Below are 5,957 nucleotides of genomic sequence, written 5' to 3'. Positions count from 1 at the left end.
GCTGCGCGGCGAGCGCCTGGCCCGCTACGAGATCGTGCCGGTCTGAGCCGCCCGGGTCCGCGTCGCTCCGGCCCGGCCGCGCCGTGGCCCGCCCGGGCTCCCCGTTCGGACCGGCCACGACGCGTGGGCGGGCACCGGCCCCCGCCGGTGTCCGCGTGCCCCGCAGGGCACTCCCGGTAGTACGAGCGGGCGTCCGCCGGGTGACGCGCCGGGCCGCAGGATCGTCAGAACTGTGGACGCGGCCCGCGGGTAGGGTCGTGATCGTGACCTCCCCGACCTTCGGCACGCTCGAGGCGGACCCGGCGGAGGTCGGCCTCGACCCCGCCCGGCTGGCCCGGATCGACAGCCACTTCCGCCGCTACGTCGACGACGGCGGCCTCGCCGGCGCGACGATCGCCGTCGCCCGGCACGACCGGCTCGCGCACCTGACCCACCTCGGCGTCCGCGACCTCGACTCCGCCGCTCCGGTGACCGACGACACGCTCTGGCGCATCTACTCGATGACCAAGCCGATCACCTCGGTCGCGGTCCTGATGCTCGCCGAGCGAGGCGCCCTGGAGCTCACCGACCCGGTGTCGCGCTATATCCCGGCGTTCGCCGAGCAGCGCGTCTACCGCGGCGGCTCGGCGCTCAATCCGGGGACCGACGCGGCCGTCGAGCCGATGCGGGTGCACCATCTGCTGACCCACACCGCGGGCCTGACCTACGGCTTCCACCACGCCCACCCCGTCGACGAGATGTACCGCTCCAAGGGCTTCGAGTTCGGCGCCCCGTCCGGGATGGACCTCGCGGCCGCGAGCGAGCACTTCGCGTCGTTCCCGCTGCTGTTCCAGCCGGGCCGCGAGTGGAACTACTCGGTGGCCACCGACGTGCTCGGCCGGGTCGTCGAGGTCGCGTCCGGGCGCCGGCTCGACGAGTTCCTCCGCGAGGAGATCACCGGCCCGCTCGGGATGACCGACACCGCGTTCTGGGTGCCGGAGGGGTCCGCGCAGGCCGGCAGGCTCGCGACGCTCTACAACGCCCGCCCCGGCGGCGGTCTGGTCGAGAACAAGGTGCTCGCCCGGTCCGCGACCCGCGAGCCCACCTTCCTCTCCGGCGGCGGCGGACTGTTGTCCACCACCGGCGACTACCTGCGGTTCGCCCGGATGCTCGCCCGCGGCGGCGAGCTCGACGGCGCTCGCATCCTCGGCCCGCGCACCCTGGCCCGGGCCACCCGCAACCACCTGCCCGGCGGCGCCGACCTCGACACCGTCGGGCGGCCCATCTTCTCCGAGTCGGCGTTCGCCGGTGTCGGTTTCGGGCTCGGCTTCTCCGTCGTCGTCGACGGGGCGGCGACGAAGGGCTTCGCCAACGAGGGCACCTTCGCCTGGGGCGGGCTGGCCTCCACCGCGTTCTGGGTGGACCCCGTCGACGACCTGGTGGTCGTCTTCATGACCCAGCTCGTCCCCTCCAGCACCTATCCGATCCGATCCCAGCTCCAGACGCTGGTCCAGCAGGCGGTGACCGACCGATGACCCCACCGAGCCCTGTGCTCACCTTCACCATCCGCACGCTCGTCGTCGCCGCCTCGTTGTGGGTGGCGACGGTGCTGGTCGGCGGCATCCGGCTGGACAGCGCCGGCACCTCCACCTCGATCCTCACGTTGATCGGCGTGGCCTTGGTGTTCGGCCTGGTCAACGCCGTGGTCAAGCCGATCGTGGCGACGCTGGGCTGCCCGCTCTACATCCTCACGCTGGGTCTGTTCGCGCTCGTGGTGAACGCGCTCATGTTCCTGCTGACGGGCTGGCTGTCGTCGGTGCTGAACCTGCCGTTCACCGTCGACGGGTTCTGGGCGGCGTTCTGGGGCGCGATCGTCGTCGGGATCGTGTCGTTCTTCCTGCACCTGGTGATCCCGGACCGGCTCGACAACCGCTGAGGCGACCGGCCGGGCTCAGACCGGCCAGGTCTCCCGGCGGTACGCGCCGTCCCAGAACATCCACTCGTAGCGCGAGGTCGTCGTGAAGTGCTCGCGCATGCGGGCGAACTCCCCCGTCGACGCGGCGGCGCCGACCCGGTCGGTCGCGTCCAGCACGGCCTCGACGACGGCGTGGTACTCCTCGCCCGCGTACATGTCGATCCAGCGCTGGTAGACCGGGTCGGGGGAGCCGGCGCCGACCAGGTGCTCGCCGACCCGGCCGTAGATCCAGTAGCAGGGCAGCACCGCGGCGACGCCCTCGGCGTAGGACCCGCCGTAGGCGGCCGCCAGCAGGTAGCTGACGTAGGCGCGGGTGGCCGGGGCGACCGGCAGCTCGCGGGCCTGCTCCGAGGTGAGGCCGAGCGCGCCCAGCAGGTCGGCGTGCAGCTCCCGCTCGGCGGCGATCGCGCCGGCGGTGTGCTCGGCGAACATGAGGGTGTCGTCGTCGGTCGGGGCCTTCGCCGCGCACACGGCGAGCGCCGTGGCGTAGCCGCGCAGGTAGTGCGCGTCCTGGACGATGTAGTGCCGGAACGTCTCGTGCGGAAGCGAGCCGTCGGTCAGCCCGGTGACGAACGGGTGGGCGAGGATCGCCCCGTACAGGGTGTCGACGTCGGACCAGAGCAGGTCCCGGGTGCGGTCGGCCATGCGGCCACGGTATCCACCGGGGCCCGGCCGGTCGTGTGATCGACCCCGCAACGCCGGCGTGACCGGCGGGGAACACCCCGGTGACACGGTGCCTGAGATCCTGCGCACGTCGCCCTGTACTGCGGCGTGGGGGTGTCACCATGGAACGCAGGCGAGCCGCTCAGTGTGGAGGACGCGCCACGTCCAGTCCCCCTGACGTGGAGGTGAGGGTATGAGCGACCCGCAACCCATGGATCACCACGAGAAGATGCGGATCCGCGCGGCCGCGTTCCGTGCGACCCGGATCTACCCCGGGCCGGTCGGCGAGCTGATCTCGCGCGAGCTGCTCGGCTGGGAGGACTTCGGGTACCGCCTCGGCGGGAACCGCATGGTCCTGGACCTGGTCGACCACGTCATGAAGGCGGTGCCGCCGGACCGGGCGGCGCGCTCCGACGCGGCCTGACCCCGCTCAGCGCAGGGTCGCCACGGCCACCTCGGCGGCCGCACCGCTCGGCGGGGTGCCGTCGGCGAGCCCGGCCAGTGCGGCGGACAGGACCAGCATCGCCGCGATCGTGGTGATGCTTCCGACCCGGCCCAGGACGTCCAGGGTGCGTGCGACGGCCGACGGCCCGCCGGTGCGTACGGCGCCGGTCCGGACCCCGCGGGGAGCCGTGCCGGTAGCCGGGGTCTCGGTGGTGTGTCCTCGCGCCCCGGCGGTGGAGTGCTGCGGCGCCGCACCCGGCCGCGACGCCGACGACCCCGGCGACGCCGGTCGCGGTGCGGGGATGCCCGGCGTCAGCGGCGAGGTCGACCGCGGACGCTCCCGGCGGGGCGCCGGCAGGTCGACGTGGTCCTCGCGACGGCGGTGCCGCCCCTCGACCCGGTCCGCACGACCGGTCCCACCGGCCCGCGGTGCGGGGACCGACGGGGAGAGGGGGACGGCCCCCAGGGGGCGGCGCGGGCTGGGGATGTGGACGGCGGGCGCGGACATGACGATCACCACGATCTCGGGGGAGTCGATACGGGGTTCTTCGGGATCCGGTGCGCGCCGCCGGCTCCTGCTTCCACCCGTCTGTCGTGTCGTACGACCAGCCTGTTATCCGGTCATCCCCTACGCCAACCGTCGGAGTGACTACTCCACCCATCGGACGTACCTGCCCACCCGTGCAGGCCTCTCTTCCTCACGAGGAGTGACTGTTCGTCACTCCTTCGCCACGTCCGGGGACAGGGTCGGCAGCTGCTCGCGGAGGTCCCGCTTGAGTACCTTCCCCGCCGCCGAGACCGGGATCGCCCCGACCAGGTGCACCTCCCGCAGCCGCTGGTAGGGCAGCAGGCGCTCGTTCAGGCCGTCGACGGCGGCGCGGACCGCGGCCCCGTCGGCGCCGGTCGCGGTGGTCAGGAACGCGACCGGGTGCTCGCCGTCGACCCCCACCGGGCGCCCGACGACGGCCGCACCGGTCACGCCCGGCAGCGCCAGCAGCCGCTCCTCCAGGTCGCGCGGGTACACGTTGTAGCCCTTGTGGAGCAGCATGTCCTTGAGCCGGTCCACGATGCGCAGGTAGCCGTCGCCGTCGAGGACGCCGACATCGCCGGTGTGCAGCCACCCGTCGCCGTCGAAGGCGGCCGCGGTCTCGGCCGGGCGCCGGTGGTAGCCGCCGGTGACCTGCGGCCCGCGGATCCACACCTCGCCCTCGGCGCCGGCGTCGAGCTCCTCGCCGTCCGGTCCGGAGATGCGGATCTCGGTGCCCGCGATCGGCAACCCGACGGTGCCCGGGCGCCGGTCCGCGGACCGGGCGGCGGGGCCGAGGGTGGCGGCCATCGTGACCTCGGTCAGGCCGTAGCCCTCGGAGATGACCAGGTCCTCGCCGAACCAGTCGCGCAGCGCCCGGATGATCTCGACCGGCAGCGGTGCCGCGCCCGAGGTCAGCGACCGCACCGAGGACAGGTCCCCGGCGGCCTCGCGGTGGGCGAGCAGCGCCGCGTACACCGGTGGCGCGCCGGACAGCGAGGTCACGGCGAACCGGGTGGCGTCGGCCAGATAGGCGCGCGGGTCGAAGCGGGCGTGCACGATCGTCGTCGTCCCGGTGAGCAGCGGGACGTTGAGCCCGCCGATCGTGCCCATGGCGTGGAACCAGGGGGCGATCCCGATCGCCCGCCCGGTGCCGATCGGGGTCGGGAACTCCGTCGCCGGACCGGGATCGGCCAGGACGACGCCGGGCCCGTGCGCGGTGGCGGTCACGTCCGGCCGGGCGCCGGTGCCCCAGCAGGCGGCCTGCAGCGCGTTGGTGAGCACGTGCCGGTGGGTGACCCGCACGCCCTTGGACCGGCCGGTGGTGCCGCCGGTGTAGGCCAGGTGGGCGAGGTCGCGGTCCGGGTCCACCTCCAGGTCGGTGCCCGGCGGGGTGGCCGACCTGCCGTCGAGGTGCGCCCGGAGCCCGGTCACCTCCGGGGGCAGCTGCTCCGGGTCGCCGTGGGCGCCGGTGACGAGCACGCGCTTCAGCGACGTCGCCGGCCGCGCGGCGAGCACCGCGGGCAGCGCCGCCTCCCAGCTGACGACGACGGCCGCCCCCGCGTCCGCGAGCTGCGCGCCCAGGTCGTCCGGGGCGAGCAGCGGGTTCGCCGGGGTGACGGTCGCCCCGGCCAGCAGCGTCCCCCAGTAACCGATCGCGTACTGCGGGCAGTTCGGCAGGTGCAGTGCGACGACGTCGCCGCGGCCGACCCCGTCGGCGTGCAGCGCGTGCGCGAACGCCGAGGCGCGGGCCAGCAGCCCGTGGAAGGTGACCTCGTGCCCGGCCTGGTGCAGGACCGTCGCGTCGCCGAACCGGTCGGCCGCGCCGCGGAGCGTCGCGGAGGCGGGCAGGGCGGGCACGTCCAGGTCCGGGGCGGGCGAACGGGCGATCATGCGGTCACCCCCGCCCCGCTGCCGGTCCGGGACGACGGGACGAGCCCGTGGACGACCATGCGACCTCCATCGGTCTGCCGGTGACGTGCGGCACGACCGACCCTAGGCACGGCGGGTGGCACACGTCACGGCCCGCACGGGCCCGGTCCGGTCCGGAGGGGACAGACCGGCGTGCCCCGGTCCTCAGTCGCGGGGGGTGAGCAGACCCCGGGAGTGCGCGAGGGCGACCGCCTCGGCACGGCCGGAGGCGCCGAGCTTCGCCATCGCCCGGGACAGGTGCACGCTCACGGTCTTCTCGGAGATGAACAGCCGCTCGCCGACGGCCCGGTTGGTCAGCCCGTGCGCGACCAGCTCCAGCACCGCGTGCTCGCGCGGGGTGAGCGGGGAACCATCGGCGCCCGACGGCGGTGCGGGCCGGGGACCGCCGTCGCCGGCCCGCAGCCGCAGCGCGGCGACGGCCTCGGCGGACACGTCGGT

At 74.6% G+C, this 5,957-nt stretch carries 7 protein-coding genes; 3 read left to right on the top strand and 4 right to left on the bottom strand.

What is annotated here, in order from left to right; genetic code table 11:
- Positions 1 to 263 precede the first annotated feature (263 nt).
- Together NH602_RS27200 and NH602_RS27195 are read left to right on the top strand one after the other, a co-directional pair.
- On the top strand, positions 264 to 1,514 hold the full coding sequence (locus NH602_RS27200; RefSeq protein WP_253069273.1) for a serine hydrolase: 1,251 nt from the start codon (positions 264 to 266) through the stop codon (positions 1,512 to 1,514).
- Positions 1,511 to 1,915 (top strand): phage holin family protein, encoded by a 405-nt coding sequence (locus NH602_RS27195; protein WP_073576508.1) that lies wholly within the window; start codon positions 1,511 to 1,513, stop codon positions 1,913 to 1,915. The genes NH602_RS27200 and NH602_RS27195 overlap by 4 nt, the downstream gene beginning before the upstream one ends.
- Positions 1,916 to 1,930: 15 nt before the next feature.
- Here the strand turns inward: NH602_RS27195 and tenA are convergent, their stop codons facing one another.
- Positions 1,931 to 2,599 (bottom strand): thiaminase II, encoded by a 669-nt coding sequence (gene tenA / locus NH602_RS27190; protein WP_100878750.1) that lies wholly within the window; start codon positions 2,597 to 2,599, stop codon positions 1,931 to 1,933.
- Positions 2,600 to 2,810: 211 nt separating this feature from the next.
- Here tenA and NH602_RS27185 point away from each other — a divergent pair, with 211 nt between their 5' ends.
- Positions 2,811 to 3,041 carry a hypothetical protein gene (locus NH602_RS27185; protein ID WP_224401401.1) on the top strand — a complete coding sequence of 77 codons (231 nt, stop codon included), beginning with the start codon at positions 2,811 to 2,813 and terminating at the stop codon, positions 3,039 to 3,041.
- Between the two features lie 6 nt (positions 3,042 to 3,047).
- On the opposite strand, the gene NH602_RS27180 is transcribed toward NH602_RS27185, so the two are convergent.
- The 3 genes from NH602_RS27180 to NH602_RS27170 all read right to left on the bottom strand — a co-directional run.
- Entirely contained in the window at positions 3,048 to 3,569 is a 522-nt protein-coding gene (locus NH602_RS27180; RefSeq protein ID WP_139282879.1) for a hypothetical protein, read from the bottom strand.
- A 210-nt stretch (positions 3,570 to 3,779) separates the two neighbouring features.
- A complete protein-coding gene (locus tag NH602_RS27175; protein WP_253069272.1) occupies positions 3,780 to 5,480 on the bottom strand; it encodes a class I adenylate-forming enzyme family protein in 1,701 nt (566 codons plus the stop codon).
- 183 nt (positions 5,481 to 5,663) lie between these two features.
- The coding region (locus tag NH602_RS27170) for a helix-turn-helix transcriptional regulator (protein WP_253069271.1) at positions 5,664 to 5,957 on the bottom strand (294 nt) is incomplete at its 5' end.

Source organism: Pseudonocardia sp. McavD-2-B (assembly GCF_024124365.1).
Taxonomy (GTDB): Bacteria; Actinomycetota; Actinomycetes; order Mycobacteriales; family Pseudonocardiaceae; genus Pseudonocardia; species Pseudonocardia alni.
The sequence above is the reverse complement of the archived record's forward strand: the minus strand, read 5'-3'. Positions and strand labels throughout refer to the sequence as shown.